The 12,970-nt window shown below is 75.2% G+C and carries 13 protein-coding genes and 2 pseudogenes; 9 read left to right on the forward strand and 6 right to left on the reverse strand.

Annotated features, from left to right (window positions below; genetic code table 11):
* The first annotated feature begins 23 nt into the window (after positions 1-23).
* Positions 24-833: a DNA-formamidopyrimidine glycosylase family protein gene (locus tag ABEB13_RS36030; RefSeq protein ID WP_345708866.1), complete on the forward strand. Its 810-nt coding sequence runs from the start codon at positions 24-26 to the stop codon at positions 831-833.
* Here the strand turns inward: ABEB13_RS36030 and ABEB13_RS36035 are convergent.
* A pseudogene (locus ABEB13_RS36035) lies at positions 825-1,454 on the reverse strand (nucleoside/nucleotide kinase family protein); the annotation flags it as partial. The gene ABEB13_RS36030 and the pseudogene ABEB13_RS36035 sit on opposite strands and share 9 nt — an antisense overlap.
* Before the next feature lie 80 nt (positions 1,455-1,534).
* Here ABEB13_RS36035 and ABEB13_RS36040 point away from each other — a divergent pair.
* The 6 genes from ABEB13_RS36040 to ABEB13_RS36065 all read left to right on the forward strand — a co-directional run bounded on the left by ABEB13_RS36040 (position 1,535) and on the right by ABEB13_RS36065 (position 5,624).
* Positions 1,535-2,245 carry a phosphohydrolase gene (locus tag ABEB13_RS36040; protein ID WP_345708867.1) on the forward strand — a complete coding sequence of 237 codons (711 nt, stop codon included), beginning with the start codon at positions 1,535-1,537 and terminating at the stop codon, positions 2,243-2,245.
* Positions 2,221-2,391 (forward strand): hypothetical protein, encoded by a 171-nt coding sequence (locus ABEB13_RS36045; protein WP_345708868.1) that lies wholly within the window; start codon positions 2,221-2,223, stop codon positions 2,389-2,391. Before ABEB13_RS36040 ends, ABEB13_RS36045 begins: the two co-directional genes overlap by 25 nt.
* A complete protein-coding gene (locus ABEB13_RS36050; RefSeq protein ID WP_345708869.1) occupies positions 2,388-2,696 on the forward strand; it encodes a dsRBD fold-containing protein in 309 nt (102 codons plus the stop codon). The genes ABEB13_RS36045 and ABEB13_RS36050 overlap by 4 nt, the downstream gene beginning before the upstream one ends.
* A gap of 179 nt (positions 2,697-2,875) precedes the next feature.
* Positions 2,876-3,499, forward strand: a complete 624-nt coding sequence (locus ABEB13_RS36055) for a serine/threonine-protein kinase (RefSeq protein ID WP_345708870.1) — start codon at positions 2,876-2,878, stop codon at positions 3,497-3,499.
* Positions 3,430-4,545 carry a hypothetical protein gene (locus ABEB13_RS36060; protein WP_345708871.1) on the forward strand — a complete coding sequence of 372 codons (1,116 nt, stop codon included), beginning with the start codon at positions 3,430-3,432 and terminating at the stop codon, positions 4,543-4,545. The genes ABEB13_RS36055 and ABEB13_RS36060 overlap by 70 nt, the downstream gene beginning before the upstream one ends.
* Before the next feature lie 503 nt (positions 4,546-5,048).
* Complete coding sequence (locus ABEB13_RS36065) at positions 5,049-5,624, forward strand: hypothetical protein (protein WP_345708872.1); 576 nt, start codon at positions 5,049-5,051, stop codon at positions 5,622-5,624.
* A 48-nt stretch (positions 5,625-5,672) separates the two neighbouring features.
* On the opposite strand, the gene ABEB13_RS36070 is transcribed toward ABEB13_RS36065, so the two are convergent.
* From ABEB13_RS36070 to ABEB13_RS36080, 3 genes are all read right to left on the reverse strand, one after another.
* Positions 5,673-6,857, reverse strand: coding sequence for an SgcJ/EcaC family oxidoreductase (locus ABEB13_RS36070; RefSeq protein ID WP_345708873.1), 1,185 nt, complete (start codon positions 6,855-6,857; stop codon positions 5,673-5,675).
* 167 nt (positions 6,858-7,024) lie between these two features.
* Entirely contained in the window at positions 7,025-8,632 is a 1,608-nt protein-coding gene (dacB, locus tag ABEB13_RS36075; RefSeq protein ID WP_345708874.1) for a D-alanyl-D-alanine carboxypeptidase/D-alanyl-D-alanine endopeptidase, read from the reverse strand.
* A gap of 167 nt (positions 8,633-8,799) precedes the next feature.
* Positions 8,800-9,234: a PQQ-binding-like beta-propeller repeat protein gene (locus ABEB13_RS36080; RefSeq protein WP_345708875.1), complete on the reverse strand. Its 435-nt coding sequence runs from the start codon at positions 9,232-9,234 to the stop codon at positions 8,800-8,802.
* Between the two features lie 147 nt (positions 9,235-9,381).
* On the opposite strand from ABEB13_RS36080, the gene ABEB13_RS36085 reads away from it, so the two are divergent.
* Positions 9,382-9,525 carry a hypothetical protein gene (locus tag ABEB13_RS36085; RefSeq protein ID WP_345708876.1) on the forward strand — a complete coding sequence of 48 codons (144 nt, stop codon included), beginning with the start codon at positions 9,382-9,384 and terminating at the stop codon, positions 9,523-9,525.
* Between the two features lie 34 nt (positions 9,526-9,559).
* On the opposite strand, the gene ABEB13_RS36090 is transcribed toward ABEB13_RS36085, so the two are convergent.
* Together ABEB13_RS36090 and ABEB13_RS36095 are read right to left on the reverse strand one after the other, a co-directional pair.
* Positions 9,560-10,183: an outer membrane protein assembly factor BamB family protein gene (locus ABEB13_RS36090; RefSeq protein ID WP_345708877.1), complete on the reverse strand. Its 624-nt coding sequence runs from the start codon at positions 10,181-10,183 to the stop codon at positions 9,560-9,562.
* Positions 10,164-10,439 carry a hypothetical protein gene (locus tag ABEB13_RS36095; RefSeq protein ID WP_345708878.1) on the reverse strand — a complete coding sequence of 92 codons (276 nt, stop codon included), beginning with the start codon at positions 10,437-10,439 and terminating at the stop codon, positions 10,164-10,166. The genes ABEB13_RS36090 and ABEB13_RS36095 overlap by 20 nt, the downstream gene beginning before the upstream one ends.
* Before the next feature lie 180 nt (positions 10,440-10,619).
* Here ABEB13_RS36095 and ABEB13_RS36100 point away from each other — a divergent pair.
* A pseudogene (locus ABEB13_RS36100) lies at positions 10,620-12,970 on the forward strand (ABC transporter ATP-binding protein/permease).

Below are 12,970 nucleotides of genomic sequence, written 5' to 3' on the forward strand. Positions count from 1 at the left end.
CCCCGGTCCCGCATGATGGGGGAGTGCCCGAAGGCGACACCGTGTTCCGCACGGCCGCGAAGCTCCACGAGACCCTCGCCGGCCGTCGGCTCACCGGCGCCGACCTCCGCGTCCCGGCGCACGCCACCGCCGACCTGACGGACCGGCTCGTCACCGGGGTGGTGCCCCGCGGCAAGCACCTGCTGACCCGGTTCGACGGCGGGCTCACCCTCCACACCCACCTGCGGATGGACGGCCGCTGGGCGGTGTTCCGCACCGGTGAGCGCTGGCGCGGCGGCCCCGCCCACGAGATCCGGGCCGTGCTGGCCACCACCGACCACACCGCCGTCGGCTACCGGCTGCCCGTCGTCGAACTGCTGCGCACCGCCGACGAGCAGCTGGCCGTCGGCCACCTCGGGCCCGACCTGCTCGGCCCGGACTGGGACGCCGACGAGGCGCTGCGCCGGCTCGCCACGGCCCCCGAGCGCCCGCTCGGCGAGGCCCTGCTCGACCAGCGCAACCTGGCCGGCATCGGCAACGTGTACGCCAACGAGCTCTGCTTCATGGCCGGCGTCACCCCCTGGACGCCGGTCGGCGAGGTCGCCGTGCTCGACCGGATCACGGCCAAGGCCCGCCACCTGCTGGAGGCCAACCGGCTCCGCGCGGAGCGGATCACCACCAACGACCCCCGGCCGGGCCGGCGGACGTGGGTCTACGGCCGGGCCGGGCGACCGTGCTCGCGCTGCGGCACGCCCGTGCGCACCGCACCGTACGCGGAGAACCGGCCGGCCTTCTGGTGTCCGTACTGCCAGCGCGGCCCGGCGCCGCACCGCCCGGGCGGGCTCAGCCGGTGAGCAGCGCGGGGTGCCGGGGTCGTCCACCTTCACCGCGAGGTCGGCGAGTTCGGCCGGCCGGGTGTCGGCGGCGTAGCGGGCGAACGCGGGGAGGGTCCACTGCTCGTCGGCGGGGGTGCGGCGGGCCAGTGCCGCCGGGCCGAGCGTCAGATGGACGGTCAGCTCGAACGGCAGCCAGCGGCCGAGCAGCAGCGGCCCGTCCAGCAGCAGCACGCCGCCCGGCCCGAGCACCGTGTACGGCGCGCGGGTGGCCCGGTCGGCGGCGGCGTCCCAGAGCGAGGGCAGCACCCGTCCGCTGCCGCCCGGGTCGAGCGGGGCGAGGACCTCGCGCAGCAGGGCGCCGTCGTCCAGCCAGAGGTCGTGGAAGGCGTCGGCGTCGTGCCGCCCGTACTCCAGGCGCAGCGAGGCGGGGCGCAGGAAGTCGGCGGCGGAGACCCGCAGCACGGGGTGCCCGCGCAGCCGGAGCGGGTCGACCAGGGCGTCCGCGAGGGCGCCCGGACGGGCGGCGGCCGCCCCGTCCACGGCGACCCGCACCCAGGGGGCGCCGCCCTCGGCGATGTCCGCGGCCCGGTCGGCGACCAGCGCGGCCAGCCGCTCCGGGGAGATCGGTTCGGCCCGCACCCCGTTGTCCTCCTGTTCTGCCAAGTCGACTATATTGCGCGGGAACTGACGAATCCCTACCAAGGGTGAAGGAGCCGCTCGTGCCCGAGCTGACCCTGGCCGATGTCGATGCGCTCGCCGCGGAGGCGCACGCCGGACAGTTCGACCGGATCGGCGTACCGTACGTCGAGCACGTGCGCGCCGTCGCGGCCGGGGTGGCGCCGTTCGGCACCGGCATGCGGATGGCCGCGCTGCTGCACGACGTGCTGGAGGACACCCCGGTGACCGCCGACGACCTGCTGCGGGCCGGGGTGCCGTTCGGCGTGGTGGCCACCGTACGCCGGGTGACCCGGGCGCCGGGCGTGGCCTACCCGGCGATGCTCCGGCAGATCGTCACCGACCACTCCGCCACCCTGGTCAAGATTGCGGACAATGCGCACAACGCGCTGGCGGACCGTGCCGCGCTGCTCCCCGAGGCGGACCGGCTGCGGCTCGCCGACCGCTACCGCGGAGCCCGCGCGGTGCTCTGGCCGGCCGTGTGCCCGGCCGACGTCCGCGCGGTGGTCGGCATCGTCAACCCGGCGCTGCTGGCGGAGGTCGGGGGACGGGCCCGGCCGCCGCGGCCCGCTGAACCGGGCGGCCGGACGGGTACGGACCGGCCGGGCCCAGGTGTGGCCGCGCGCCGCGCGCAGGAGCACGCTGGAGGCATGGAACGCGGCTGGCCGGTCGCGCCCGTCGTGGCGACGCGCCGAGGGTCCGCCGGCCGCCCGAGGAGAGGGAGCCGGCGATGTCCGACATGCAGCAGCGGATGAGCGACAAGGCCGAGCGCGACGACGAGGACGTGCGCTCGCGGGATCCCGAGGAGGGCATCACCTCGTACCAGACGGCCCACGCGCAGGACGAGTCGGCGGCCGAGGGCGACCGCTTCGACGAGATGCCCGAGGACACGTCCAGGTGAGCGGGGCGATGGCCGGCGGCGAACCGCACACCAGCCAGTGGCAGGTGCGGCTGGAGGTCACCGAGGACGGCGACACCACCCGCGCGCACGCCGTGCTGCTGCCCGCCGCCGATGTCCTGACCGACGGGCCGGTGATGTCGGCCGACGCGGAGGCCCGCCGTTCCGCGCACGACCCGGCCGTCCCCGTGATCGGTGACGAGCTGGCCGTCGGCCGGGCCCTGATGGACCTCGGCCACCGGCTCGTGCACGCCGGCTCGGTCGCGGCGGAGTCCGCCGAATCGGCCCGCCGCCGTGACACCGAGTGACCGTGTACGACCCACCGCGGCCTGCCGGGGCACAGCCCCGGGACCGCGAGAAGTAGTGTGCGAATCACCCGAATCGTGACCTGCCACCCACCCGCGGACCGGAACTCACCGGCCCGCGGGTGCGTCACTCCCGGTGGCCGCACGACCGTGCGGTCCAGGACGGCAGGGTGGCGGAAACGGTGGACGAGAACAGAAGCACGGGCACGGGCGGGACGGCGCCCGAGGACGCGCGGTGGGAGCTGCCCGGCTACACCCACGGCCGTGAGCTGGGCGCGGGCGCCGTGGGCCGGGTGGTGCTGGCCCGGCACGACGCCACCGGCACCCCCGTCGCGATCAAGTACCTGCTCGGTGCCGGGGCCGACCACGAGAACCTGCGCACCGAGGCCGAGCTCCTCGGCGCCCTGGACTCGCCGAACGTCACCCGCCTGTACGAGTACGTCGAGGGCCCTGAGGGCGCCGCGATCGTCATGGAGCCGGTCGAGGGCATCTCGCTGCGCGACCTGCTCCAGGCCGAGGGCGCCACCACCCCCGAGGCCGCCCTCACCGTCCTGAAGGGCTCGCTGCTCGGCCTCGCCGACGCGCACCGCACCGGCGTCGTGCACCGCGACTACAAGCCCGGCAACGTCCTGGTGACCACCGAGGGCGCCTCCAAGCTGGTCGACTTCGGCATCGCCCTGCGCACCGGCACCAAGGGCGACATCGCCGGCACGCCCGCGTACATGGCCCCCGAGCAGTGGGCCGGCGAGCCGGCTTCCCGGCCACCGACGTGTACGCCGCCACCGCGACCTTCTTCGAGTGCCTGACCGGCGCCAAGCCGTACGCGGGCACCACCCTGATGGAGCTCGCCGTCCAGCACACCGAGGCGGACATCCCGGCGGAGCAGGCGCCCGAGCCGCTGCGGCCGCTGATCCGCTCCGGCCTGGCCAAGACCGCCCGTGAGCGGCCGACCGGCGCCGCCGACCTGGTCGTCGAGCTGGAGGCGCTGGCCGCCGGCGCCTACGGGGCCGACTGGGAGGAGCGCGGCCGGCGCGACCTCGCGGCCCTGGTCCTGCTGCTGCCCTGGCTGCTGCCGAGCGCCCACGGCTCCGCGGCCGGCACCACCTCGGTCGCCACCACCACGCTGCCGCCGCCCGGGGGCGCGGGTGGCGGCCCGGCCGTCCGGCGCTTCGGCACCAGGGCCAAGGTGCTCAGCGCCGCCGCGGGCCTGGTCATCCTGGGCGGTTCGCTCGCGGGTGTGGCCGCTGCCGGTGCCTCCGACGCGGACGGGCACACCGATGTCGCCGCTGCCCCGAAGGCCACCACCAGCTTCGGCGACGACGGCAGCCCCTCCCCGTCGGCCGCCGCCCCGGCGTCCCCGTCCGCCTCACCGTCGGCCTCGGCCTCTCCCTCGGCGTCCCCGTCGGCCTCGCCGAGCACCTCGCCGTGGGCGAGCCCGAGCGCGAGCAGGAAGCCGACGAGCGCGCCGCCGACGAGCCCGCCCCCGTCCACGTCGCCCTCGCCCAGCCCGCCGCCCGTCCTGCGGGTGGTCTCGCTCGGGATCTCCCCGCTCAGCTGCTGGAACAGCAACACCACGGCCACGGTCTCGCTGACCTCCGACGGTGCGGCCGCGGGCACCCTGACCATCACCTGGTACCGGTCGACCGGCGTCAAGGCAGCTCTTGCCCGGGTGAGCAGCGAGTCGGTGGCGATCCCCAAGGGCTCGTCGAAGTTCGGCCACACGTTCACCGCGCCGGCGGTCAACCTCCGGGCGCCGTACTGGACCGCCGTGGTGAGCACCGACCCGGCCGCGCTCAGGGGCCAGGGCAGTTCGGCCGGCCCGACCACCGGCTACTGCCCCGTCATCGGCTGATCACAAGGATTAGAGGACATGACCGATTCACAGCAGCCGAACCCGGACGCCACCGTCCACCTCGGCCCCACCCCGCCGCAGCCCACGACCGAGCCGGAGGCGACCGTCCGGCTCGGCCCGGTCACGCCGGTGTCGCCCGAGGAGACCGTGCGGCTCGGCCCCGCCCCGGCGACCGTGCAGGCCTCGCAGCACTCGCAGCCCTCGCCCGAGGAGACCGTCCGCCTGGGGCGGCCTCCCGTGCCGCCGCAGGCGGACCCCGAGGCGACGTTCAGGCTCGGCGCCCCGCCGCCTGCGCAGCCCTCGCCCGACGCGACCGTCCAGCTGGCGGCCCGGCCCCTGCCGGGCGGGCCGGAGGCGACCGTCCGGCTCGGTCAGGTGCCGCCGCCGGTGGAGGGGGCGACCGTCCGGCTGAACACGGCGAAGCCGGCCGCCTCCGTCCCGCCCCCGCCGTCGGCGCCGCAGCCGGCCGGGTTCGAGAGCGCCACCTTCCTCGACCCCGAGGTGTGGCCGACCGTGCCCCCGGCGTCGCCCGTGCCCCCGCGGCGCCGGAGCCGCCGGTGCTCCCGGCCGCGCCGGCGGCGGACGAGGGGCTGCGGCGGTTCGGCCCCGGTGTGCCGCCGCAGGCGGCCGCGGTGTGGCACGGGACGGCGGCCGCCGCGCCGGTGCCGGTGCCCGAGGCGCCGCGGCGCCGGCGCCGGTGGCTGCTGCTGCCGCTGGTGCTGCTGATCGCCGTGCTGGCGTGGTTCGGCTGGGAGCGCTACGGCCGCCCGGCAGCCGTGACGGGTGTGAGTGTCCGGACGGACAACGCCCGGGGCCCGGGCTGCGACGGTACGGCGGTGGTCACCGGCACGCTGGCCACCGACGGCGGGGCCGGGACGGTCCGCTACCGCTGGCGGCGCAGCGACGGCACGGACTCCGGGGTGCTCACCCAGGCCGTCCCGAGCGGTCGCGCGACCACCGAGGTGGTGCTCCGCTGGACGTTCCAGGGCAAGGGCGCCATGCAGGCCACGGCGACCCTGGAGGTGGTGACACCGGGCAGCGGCCAGGCCTCGGTGAGCTTCCCGTACACCTGCCGCTAGCCCGTACGCCTGCCGGTGGCCGGTGGGCACGGGGTGGTGCGGTGGGCGTCAGCCGCGGCCGCGCAGGACTTCGCGCAGCTCCCGGGTGAGCTGTGCGCTCTCCTCGGGGCGGCCGTGGAACGCCGCGGGGGTGGTCTGGAAGTGCTCGATCCGCCAGTCGCCGCCGGTGGAGCGCCGGGCGAGCAGGCTCTGCACGGCGTTGAGCGCCGGGTTGAGGTCGGACGCGCCGGGCGGGACCATCCCCGCCACGGCGCGCAGCAGCGCGGTGTCCGGGCCCAGCGGCCGGGTCTCGTCCACCCGGGCGACGTAGGCCGCCGTCCGGTGGTCGGCGAAGACCGCGGCGAGGTGCCGTTCGATGGACGGGCGGCCGCCGACCGTGCTGCCGTCGAACCCGACCATGCTGCCGTGGTCGGCGAAGCAGGCGGCGAAAGCCCCCGCGTCGCCGCGGTTCCAGCCGTCCAGCAGGGCCCGGTACAGGCCCGCCACGTCCTCGCTCATGCCCTCATTGTGTCCGTCGCGGGCCGTCCGGAGGCGGTCATCGCTCGTGGGCGCGCTGGTGTCCGCCGCCGGGTGGGCCGCCGTGGCGTGGGCCCGGGAGGTCCCGGCCCGGCGTGGGCCACCCGGTGGTGGCACGCGGCAGCAGCAGGCCGGCAACGCCTGCCGCGACCTCCGGGGCCACCAGGGCCGCCGGGTCGGGCAGGTCCGCCTCGGTGGCCTGCAGCGGGAGGTGGAGGACCCCGGCCGGCCCCGCCAGGCGGCGTCGGCGCAGACCAGGCCCTCCGGGTAGGCCGGGTAGCCGAAGGAGTCCACGAACGCGGACGGCCGCCGGTGGACCCGGCGGTGGACGCCGTCGCCGCCGGGGGAGCCGCCGCGGTCGGTGTTCCCGGCGATGACGGTGACGGTGCTCCGGGTGTACGCGATGCACAGCCCGGTGTGCGCGCCGCCCGGCCCGTACGGGTGGCCGGGCCCGCCGAAGAAGACCTGGGCGCCGACGGCGGGGTGCCGGGAGAGCCGTCCGCGGTCGGCGAACCAGCCGCGGCCGACCGCGCAGGAGTCGGTGTCCGGGAAGGACGCCGCGTTGCCGCTCTCCCGTGCGACGGCGGCGACGAAGTCGGCGCACCAGGACCGCCCGGGGCGGCCGGGCTCCCGCGCGAAGCGGTCGGCGCGCGACAGGTCGTCCGGGTGGTCGAGGTGGCTCCTGGCGTTCTGGATCATGGACCGTGCACCCGCCATGCCGCCTCCTGTGCCGTGCCCGACGCCCGTGACCGGGACCTGTCGCAGGCATGGTGACAGGTCCCGGTCACGGGCGGGACGGGCTCGGCGCGGCGTCGTCCGGGTGTTCGCCTCAGGGGTGCCGCTGCGCCCCGTGCGTCACGCGGTCCACCCGTCCGGCGGAGCGCTCAGCAGTGGCCGAGCGACTCGCAGTCCTCCCAGCGCGTGCCCCCGGTCGGGGCCGGGGCGCTGCCGACGAGGGCGGGCGCCTGGGTGCGCAGCCGCGGTGCGGCCGGGGCGGTGGACGGCGTGGCGGCGGCGGTGTGCCCGGTGGCCAGCCGGACGGCGATCGCGTCCAGCACCGGCCGCGGGCTCGTCCCGGCGAAGTTGGAGAACATGGCGGTGAACACCAGCTTGCGGCCGTCCGGCGCGGTGACGTAGCCGGTGAGGTTGTCGACGCCGCTCATCGAGCCGCTCTTGGCGTGCACGTTGTTCTCGGCGGCGGTGCCGCGCATCCGGGCGGTGAGGGTGCCGCCGACCAGCCGGGCCGGGTTGCCCGCCACGGGCAGGGCGTCGTACCAGGCCTGGAACCAGGGCTTGTCCTGGGCGAGCCGCATCAGGCCCGCCATCTTGGCGGGGGTGATCAGGTCGTAGCGCGACAGTCCCGACCCGTCGACCTGGCGGCCGGCCGGGACGGTCAGGCCGTTGGCCTTGAGGAAGCCGTTGATCTGGGCGATGCCGGTGCTCCAGCTGCCCGTCCCGCCCTTGACCTTGCCGATCTCCTTGGCGAGCGTCTCGGCGATGCCGTTGTTGCTGAGCTTGAGCATCGGCACGATGAGCTCGGCCAGGGTCTTGGAGTCGTGGCCGACCAGCAGGTCGGAGGTCTCGCTGCCGGTGGCGGTCTGCTCGCCGCGGACGACCTTCACGCCGTGCCGGGCGAGCGCGCCGGCGAAGACCCGGCCGGCCAGGGTGGTCGGGTCCTCGACGGTGACCCAGGAGGTGGTGGCCGCGCCGCCGGCAGGGACGCTGCCGCCGAGCAGCAGTTCGTTGACGCCGAGGCGGCGCTCCAGGGTGGCGCCGGACGCGCTGCCGGCCGCGCCGGTGGTGATGGTGCCGGTCAACTTCATCGGCGTCTCGGCCGGGTTGAGGGTGACCTTGGCCGGCTCGCCGGCGGCACCCGGGGTGATGGTCACCTGGGCGGTGTCCATCGTGTACTCGCCGTCGGTGGAGACGGTCAGGCCGGATATCTGCGGGCTGTACGAGTACTGCTCGTCGTCCCAGGCCCAGCCCGGCCCGAGCCCCGTCCGCTCGAAGCGGCTGCCGTCGGCGAGCACCCGGCCGGTGACGGTGGTGATGCCCTCGGCGGCCACCTTGGCGGCCAGGTCGTCGAGGTCCTGGGTGAGCAGGCTGGGGTCGCCGCCGCCGCGCAGCACGAGGTCGCCGCGGAGCACGCCGCCGGAGCGGGTGCCGGTGGTGCGGACCTCGGTGGTGAACCGGTGGTCGGCGCCGAGCAGGTCGAGGGCGGCCGCCGTGGTCACGGTCTTCAGGGTGGACGCCGGGGTGAGCAGTGCGTCCGGCTGGTGCTGGTAGACGACCTGTCCGGTGGCGGCGTCGAGGACCTGGACACCGGCCTGGGCGTTGGCGAGCCGGGCGTCGGAGAGCAGGGCGTCCAGGTCGGCCGTCAGGGTCGGGTCGGCCGGAGAGGGGCTGTCGGCCTGGGCCGAGCCGGCCAGCAGGGAGGCCGCGAGCGCGGCGGCGGCCAGCGGGAGGGCGCGGCGGTGCAGGCGTGCGGGCACAGATGCTCCAGAGATGGATGGGCGGGGCGCGCGCGTCGTCCACGCCCCCGGTTCGGCCGGTACGTTATCAGCTGACGGATGATCAGATGATCTTGGGGGGCGTCGACCGAACCGCAGCCCCCACTCCTCATTGACGCCGCGGGAGACCGAAAGGTCGCACCCGGATCTCAGCCCACCGCGAAGGCCGTCACTCCGGAGGCCGTCCCGACCAGCACCCGTCCGCCGGCGAGGACGGGCGAGACGAAGTGCGGCACCGGCCCGGTCGCCACGTGCTGCAGTACCCGCCCGTCGACCGGGTCCAGCGCCATGAGCTCGCCGCGCCCGTCGTCGACGACCCAGACCGCGCCGCCGCCGACCACCGGAGAACCGCCCCGCTCCATGTCCACCCGCCAGTCCTGCCGCAGCGAACCGTCCTGACCGACCGTCAGCCGCACCAGCCCGTCCTGGCACGGCAGATAGACAGCCTGCCCGTCGACCGCCGCACCCCCGTAGGCCGGGCACACGTCGCGCTGCGCGATCTGGCCGCCGAGACCGCCCAGCCGCTGCGCGTCCAGCAGGTACGCGGTGCCGCGCTTGCCCACCGCCAGCACGAAGGCCCCCACCCGGACGGGGGCCAGCGACCCCAGGTCGAGGTCCTTCGCATTGTCGTCCGCCCAGGTCGAGGGCGCGAACCAGTCGACCCGCTGCAGCTCGGGGAGAGCGCCAGCACCGAGTCCGAGCCGTCGTAACCGCCCGACACCGACTCGCCGTTGCCGACCGAGACCAGCACCCGGTCGCCGTCCACCACCGGGCCGCCGGTCGCCCAGATCCCGCCCTCCCGGCCGGTCGGCACCGCGTACGAGAGCACCTGGCCGGCGCCGCTCGTCGGGACGGACAGCACGCTGCCCACGTAGTCCCCGCAGTCGCCGAACAGCCCGCCGTAGGCGATCAGCACCCGGCCGTGCCACAGCGCGAGCGCGGCCCGCTGCTGGTGGGCGACCCGGTCCCCTTCGGCGGCTCCGCCTCCCGCTGCACCACGAGCGCGCCGGTGGCGGCGTCCAGCCCGACCAGCACGTGCCGCCCGCCGGTCAGCTCCGCCACCGCGAAGACCAGGCCGGTGTCCGGGTCGTAGACCGGGGTGCCGGTGATCCCGAGCGGGTCGATGTTGCCGCACGGCAGTTCGCCGGCCCTGGCCGGATCGCCCACATGACGGCTCCACAGCACCCGGCCGCTCGCCGCGTCCAGCCCGTACAGCGTGGCGTTCTCGGTGGCCGCCAGCACCCGGCCGCCGACCACCAGCGGCTGCCCGTAGACGGCGCCGTCCAGCCGGACCGTCCAGGCCGTCCTCGGCGGCCCCACCGGTGCGGCCCCCGGTGCCACCCCGGTGCGCAGCGCGTTCCGGTGGTAGGTCGGCCAGTCGTCCGCGCCGAGCGGCGACGCGGTGCGGCTCGCGGTGACCACCCTGGTCGGCAGGGAACTCCCGGTGCCGGGCGCGCTGCAGGCGGCGAGCAGGAGAGCCGCCGCCAGGCAGACCGGACGGCGCAGCCGCCGCTCAGCCCGGTGCGCCGGCACCGCCACCCGCCTTGACGGCCTCCACCATCCGCTGGTGGAGCTCGCGGGCGGTCCCCTCGTCCGCGGCGGGCACCGGACTGCCGTCCACGGTGTACCAGTCCAGCGCCCCGCTGTACTGCACGGTCAGCCGGGCCTCGCCGTCGATCCACGTCGTGTGGATCGTCAGATCGCCCTTGATGACGCCGAGCTCGACCGTCCGGATCCCGCCTGTCCCGGCGAGAATTCCCTGTGTCGTCCAGGTCGCCCAGGTGTTCACGGAGCCTCCCCGATTCGCGGTCGAAAGTTCGAATTCGTCATGCCCCAAGACATACCGGGTGACACTCCTGTTTCCGCCCGAATCGCCTGCCGGTGGGCATGTCGGCGGACGTGTGCAGGTCACGCCCGCAGCGCCGGGCGCACCGGGCGGGCCGTCCGGCCCCGGGCTAGCATCGACCGTATGGGAGAGCGACCCGCCGCGCTCACCGCGCCGCAGCTGGTACTCGAGACCGAGGGCGACTCGCAGGTCATCACCCCGAGCCGCTCCTATCACCTCGGCCGCGACCCCGCGAGCGAGATCGTCCTCAGCGATCCCCGGGTGTCCTGGCACCACGCCGTCCTGCACACCGACGGTGCGCACTGGACGATCGACGACACCGGATCCACCAACGGCACGTTCACCGACGGCCGCCGGGTCCAGCACCTCGACGTCGGGCCCGGCAGCGTGCTGCGTTTCGGGAGCGCCTCCGACGGCCCCTGCTGCACCCTCCACGCGCTGCCACCGCCCGCGGCGACGCGGATCAGGCAGCCGTCCGCGCTGACCTCCATCACCGGCTCGTTCCGGCCGCCGACCGACGTCCGGCGGCTGCCCGCCCGGGTCGTCCGGATCGGCCGCGCCCTCGACAACGACCTGGTCGTCGAGGACCTGTCGGTCTCCCGCCGGCACGCCGAACTGCGCGCCCGGAGCGACGGCCGCTACGAGATCGCCGACGTCGGCAGCCACAACGGCACCTTCCTCAACGGCCAGCCCGTCCTGCAGGCCATCGTCGGCGCCGGCGACCTCATCGGCATCGGGCACTCCGTCTTCTGCCTGGTCGGCGACGAACTCCAGCAGTTCGAGGACACCGGCGACATCGACCTCGACGTCGACCGGCTCACCGTCAAGGTCGGCGGCGGCAAGACCCTGCTCGACGGCGTCACCTTCCCGGTCGGGCAGAAGTGCCTGCTCGCCGTCGCCGGGCCGTCCGGCGCCGGCAAGTCCACCCTGCTGAACGCCCTCACCGGGCTGCGCCCCGCCGACGAGGGCACCGTCAGCTACGACGGCCGCGACCTCTACCGCGACTACGCCGAGCTGCGCCGCCGGATCGGACTCGTCCCGCAGGACGACATCCTGCACACCCAGCTGCAGGTGAGGCGCGCCCTGAACTACGCCGCCGAACTGCGCTTCCCCGACGACACCGCCGCCGACGAACGAGAGGCAAGGGTCGAGGAGGTGATCGCAGAACTCGGCCTGGGCAAGCGCGCCGACCAGGTCATCTCCAGTCTCTCCGGCGGCCAGCGCAAGCGGGTCAGCGTCGCCCTCGAACTGCTCACCAAGCCGTCCCTGCTCTTCCTCGACGAGCCGACCTCCGGCCTCGACCCCGGCATGGACCGCTCCGTCATGCAGATGCTCCGCAGCCTCGCCGACGACGGCCGCACCGTCATCGTGGTCACCCACAGCGTGCTCAGCCTCGACATGTGCGACCGTCTGCTGCTGCTCGCCCCGGGCGGCCGGATCGCCTACTACGGCCCGCCCGGCGAGAGCCTCGACTACTTCGGGTTCCACGACTGGCCGGACGCCTTCGAGGCGTTCGAGAACGACACCGACCGCGACTGGGCCGGCCAGTACCGCGCGTCCAGCCCCTACCGCCGCTACATCGCGGGCGCGATGAACCACCCAGCGCCGGCCGCCCCGCCCGTGCACCCCGAGGAGGTGGCCGCCCCGCCGCCCTCCCCGCCGCAGCGCTGGCGCAAGCAGGTCGGCACCCTGTGCCGCCGCTACACCCGGGCGCTGACCGCCGACCGGACCTTCCTCGCCGTCATGATCGGACTGCCGTTCGTGATGGGCGCGATGGCCCGGCCCTGGCCGGCAGCAAGCTGGACCAGAACTCCGTCTTCAACGCCCTGCTCATCCTCTGTGTGGGCGCCGTGCTGATCGGCGCCGCCAACGCCGTCCGCGAGCTCGTCAAGGAACGCGTGATCTATCAGCGGGAACGCGCCGTCGGCCTGTCCAGATCGGCGTACCTCTGGTCGAAGATCATCGTGCTCGGCACGGTCACCGCCGTGCAGGCCGTCGTGCTGACCATGGTGGCCCTGGTCGGTGTCGACCTCAGACCCCAGGGCGGCGGCGGGGTCTTCCTGCCGCCCCTGGCCGAGATCACCCTCGCCGTCGCCATGCTGGCGCTCACCGCGATGATGCTCGGCCTGGTCATCTCCGCGCTGGTGAAGAAGGAGGAGGTGACCATGCCGCTGCTGGTGCTCGTCGCGATCGTCCAGGTGGTGTTCTGCGGCGCCCTGCTCCGGCTCGACCAGACCCTCGTGCTCAACCAGCTCTCCTGGCTCGTCCCCTCCCGGTGGGCGTTCGCCGCCATGGCCTCCACCCTCGACCTGCACGCCCTCGTCCCGGAGTCCTCCACCGCCGACGCGCTCTTCGCGCACAAGCCGTCCGTCTGGCTGCTCGACATGGGCATGATGGTGGTGCTCTGCATCGTGTTCGGCTTCATCGTGTCCCGGCTGCTCCGCCGCCACGAACCGGCTGTGATGCGGCGGTGA

The organism is Kitasatospora paranensis, assembly GCF_039544005.1.
GTDB lineage: Bacteria > Actinomycetota > Actinomycetes > Streptomycetales > Streptomycetaceae > Kitasatospora > Kitasatospora paranensis.

Excerpts from the sequence above, each read along its gene's own strand:
- ABEB13_RS36045 (WP_345708868.1), top strand. The coding sequence starts at position 2,221 with ATGTCCGACATGCAGCAGCGGATGAGCGACAAGGCCGAGCGCGACGAC.
- ABEB13_RS36070 (WP_345708873.1), bottom strand. The coding sequence starts at position 6,857 with ATGGCGGGTGCACGGTCCATGATCCAGAACGCCAGGAGCCACCTCGAC.